Here is a 3332-nt window from a genome sequence, read left to right as displayed (position 1 = left end):
GGGGGGCGAGTTTCACGCAATTGAGGCCTAGCACGTCCTGAGGGCGGCATCGAACGTCGCGACGTGGCGATCTGCCAAGCTCAAGTCTGATCGGCCGCCCGGGCCTGATTGGCTGCAAGCACCGCAAGCCCCTGCGACCGCCGTGACGTAATGTGCCGCTCACACGTGTGCATCCGTTGGCCCGCGCGGTTAACCTGGTGGGTACGGGTCGCACCCATATACCCACTCGCTCCTGAATCTTTTGTCGTAGCCTTGGACTAACCTGCACGTCGTTTCCTGCCTGCCCATGTTTGTGAGCATTTTCTACCGCGACACTGATGGCCTCTTGCTCAGTGGCATATGGGCCGGAGTACACGTCCTTGAGCGAGACCGCCCATTGGCCCTGGTAGCGCGTGACGAAGTATTGAACACCGGTCATTGGCATACCTCTGGCGAGCACCGCCCAATTAGATCGCCCCAAAGCTGAAGTTAGCGGCCAGTGACTCGGCGCCACAATCAGAGAGAAGCGCTGTCCCTACCAGGCGCGCCGCTAACTTCGACGCTGTCAGCCTCAGCGGCGGAAGAAGCTGACGCTGGGATACATCCATCAGGAAACGGCCTAGCACAACTACCAGAATTGGTCGGCCCCACGTCGTCGACCGGTCTCTAAGCTGGTCCAATAGCCTTGCAGCGGCGAGAGGCATCACCATGGCAAAACGAGTGCGCCTTCGTTGCATAAACAAGACTGACAGACCTAACGCACATGAGACGATCAAATATGTCGGCGACCCTGAATTCAGACGGAACGCGATGGAGGCTATCCGTCGCGAAGGCTAGCCTTGAATCCGCATGTGTGCTGTGGCGTTGCGTCAGTCTCGTTTTAGTATCGCGTCACCAGCGCGGTCAAAACTTCTATTCCAGGTTAATCGAGCCGTGTGACCCCACCCGCCGCGCGGCGAGGGTTGGGTCTATGAGATCAAGGCCGACGGCTAGGCTGCCATGCCATCTTCGACGGGCGAGCATAAAAGTCCGAGACTCTCCGCCGCGGCTTTGCAAGTGAGGCGGCCACAATGAAGGTTGAGCCCGGCTTGCAAGTGAGGATTTTCAATCAAGTGAGGATTTTCAATTACCGAAGCAAACCCTTTGTTCGTTAAAGCTAAGCCGAATGGCAGTGTTGCGTTGTTTCAACGCCTGACCGGACGTGACGGGAACAGCCCCGGGCATCTTTGCAACACAATAATGGACGACGCCTTCTACCTGATAGGTTGGATCCGCATGGGTCGTCGCATGCGACGTTTCAAAACAGCCGCCTTGATCGATGGCCACATCCACAAGCACGGCTCCACGCTGCATTGATTTGAGCATCTCGCGCGTAATTAGTTTCGGCGCGCTCGCACCTGGAACTAGAACAGCTCCGATCACGACTCCGCCGCGAACACTTCCTGTTCGATCGCTTCAATCGTCGAGAACCGGGTGCGAGCCCGCCCCTTAAACATCTCATCCAATTCCCGCAGTCGCGGATCGAGCGGTCAAGGATTGAGACCTCTGCTCCAAGCCCGACAGCCATTCGCGCGGCATGCGTTCCGACAACACCCCCGCCAATGACCACGATGCGAGCCGACTGCACTCCGGGAACACCCCATGAGGAAGCCGCGACCGCCGCTGTAGCGCCGAAGAGCCGTTCCAGCCGCTTCGATTGAAAGTCTGCCCGCGACCTCGCTCATTGGAGCGAGAAGTGGGAGACCACCATGCACGTCGGTCACGGTCTCGTAGGCGATCGCGGTGCAGCCGGAATCCATGAGGCCTTTTGCTTGCGCGGGATCTGGGGCCACATGCAGATAGGTGAAGAGAATCTGCCTTCCCGCAATTGCGACCATTCGACTGGCTGAGGCTCCTTGACCTTCACAACCATGTCGGCGGTCGCAAAGACTTCTGCAGACGTATCGGCAACGACGGCACCTGCCTTGCGATAGAGCTCGTCGTGGGCTCCAATTCCGTCGCCGGCATTTGCCTCGACAAGGGACGCTCTGGCCTGCACTCACGTACTCACGAACAGCGCCGGGCGTAAGTCCGACACGATACTCGTGTATTTTAATCTCCGTCGGAACACCGACTCGCGTGGCCAAACTCCTTCCTATCCTACTGATGGTTGATAGCGAGGAATGGCGTTGCGTACCCTGCAAGTTGGGGCTAATTGACGACGTTTTTGCCGGAAATCAGCGATACTTGGCTATAACACGCAGGAATCAAAACTATGGAATTTGACAAAATCGATACCAGGATCTTGGCTGAATTGTCGCCGATGCCAGGGTTAGCATACCAATTGGGCCGGCCATTGATTTCCTGAGAAACCAACGCCGACCGACCATCGAAGTAGCGGTTGAAGATGGCAAAGAGTGCCGCGAGGCTGGCTGCCGCGCCGAGCGAGGCGTGGAACGCAAATGCGGTGTCCAGGGCCTTTGCCGCATCCACCGCGCAAAGAACGGCGGAAACCAGGAAGAATGCAGCCAGGCCGGCTTCACCTTCCGTCATCCATTTCTAGGATTGAGACTGGTTCATGGAATGATTCTCTCTTGCGCAGTCCCGGAGCGCTTCCGCTCCATCGATCCCGATTTCACCACCGGCCCTTTGATCAACATCAAGCCGGGTGAGAAATGCCGCTGCCGCGCGGTGCGCCGCCCGCAGATCAGAAGCTCCGGCGCTTTGTGGCGCCGGCAGGCAAGCTCGACCGGACCGCGCTGGTCTGGTGGCTACCCCAGATCAGAACCCCGGCGAAAACCACGAACATCGCGACTACGCCGGCCGAAACCAGAATCGAATCAATGGGCATTGCGACCTCCTATTAGGACGCGGTCGACTATGCATAAAGGAGCGGATGTGCGCTTTGATGCGGATCAAACCACCGCCATCAACATTCGCTGGGGCGGTCACCTTCCTGACGCCAGCGGCGTTCCGGGTAACGGTGAGCGCCACAGACGCCCCTCCTCCATCCGGGCGCACGGTCAGACGGTGGTTCCTCGGTTGCGTTGGCGTGTCGCAACCCCATCCTGCCGGAGAACTGCCGGTGACCACCGCAAAGCCGCCCGCCCGCTACGGCGCTATGTGAAGGCGCGCGTCCGGGCGGCTTTGCTCTACCGAGCTACACCACCACCGGGGAGTACGTCATGCCAAGCTGATGAATGCTTGTGGGTGCAAGTCCCATCCGGCCAAAGCCGAAGCAGGCAGGCCGGGACCGAGTCTTGCGGGCGTCGCGGCAACGCGGGGTTCGAAGTGTAGACAGGAGCCATGCGGGGTGCGGGAATGAGCCTCGAAAGGTGGATGTTCGCGGAGGCCGAGTGTGTTCCCTAAACACG

At 59.1% G+C, this 3332-nt stretch carries 2 protein-coding genes and 1 pseudogene; all 3 read right to left on the bottom strand.

Translation table 11 applies throughout. The features are described 5' to 3' along the window. Positions 1-968: 968 nt before the first annotated feature. Positions 969-2105 (bottom strand): annotated as a pseudogene (gene ald / locus AC0L3P_RS39440) (alanine dehydrogenase). 64 nt (positions 2106-2169) lie between these two features. Then, positions 2170-2511, bottom strand: coding sequence for a hypothetical protein (locus tag AC0L3P_RS39435; RefSeq protein WP_473309389.1), 342 nt, complete (start codon positions 2509-2511; stop codon positions 2170-2172). A gap of 154 nt (positions 2512-2665) precedes the next feature. Next, a complete protein-coding gene (locus AC0L3P_RS39430) occupies positions 2666-2809 on the bottom strand; it encodes a hypothetical protein (protein WP_473256551.1) in 144 nt (47 codons plus the stop codon). Positions 2810-3332: the final 523 nt, after the last annotated feature.

Source organism: Bradyrhizobium sp. WSM4874, from assembly GCF_055811835.1.
Note: the sequence above shows the minus strand (reverse complement) of the source record. Positions and strands in the feature narration are given on the sequence as shown.

What these genes read in the sequence shown, in the direction of transcription:
- AC0L3P_RS39430 (WP_473256551.1), bottom strand. Translation starts at nt 2,809, where the DNA reads ATGCCCATTGATTCGATTCTGGTTTCGGCCGGCGTAGTCGCGATGTTC.
- AC0L3P_RS39435 (WP_473309389.1), bottom strand. Translation starts at nt 2,511, where the DNA reads ATGACGGAAGGTGAAGCCGGCCTGGCTGCATTCTTCCTGGTTTCCGCC.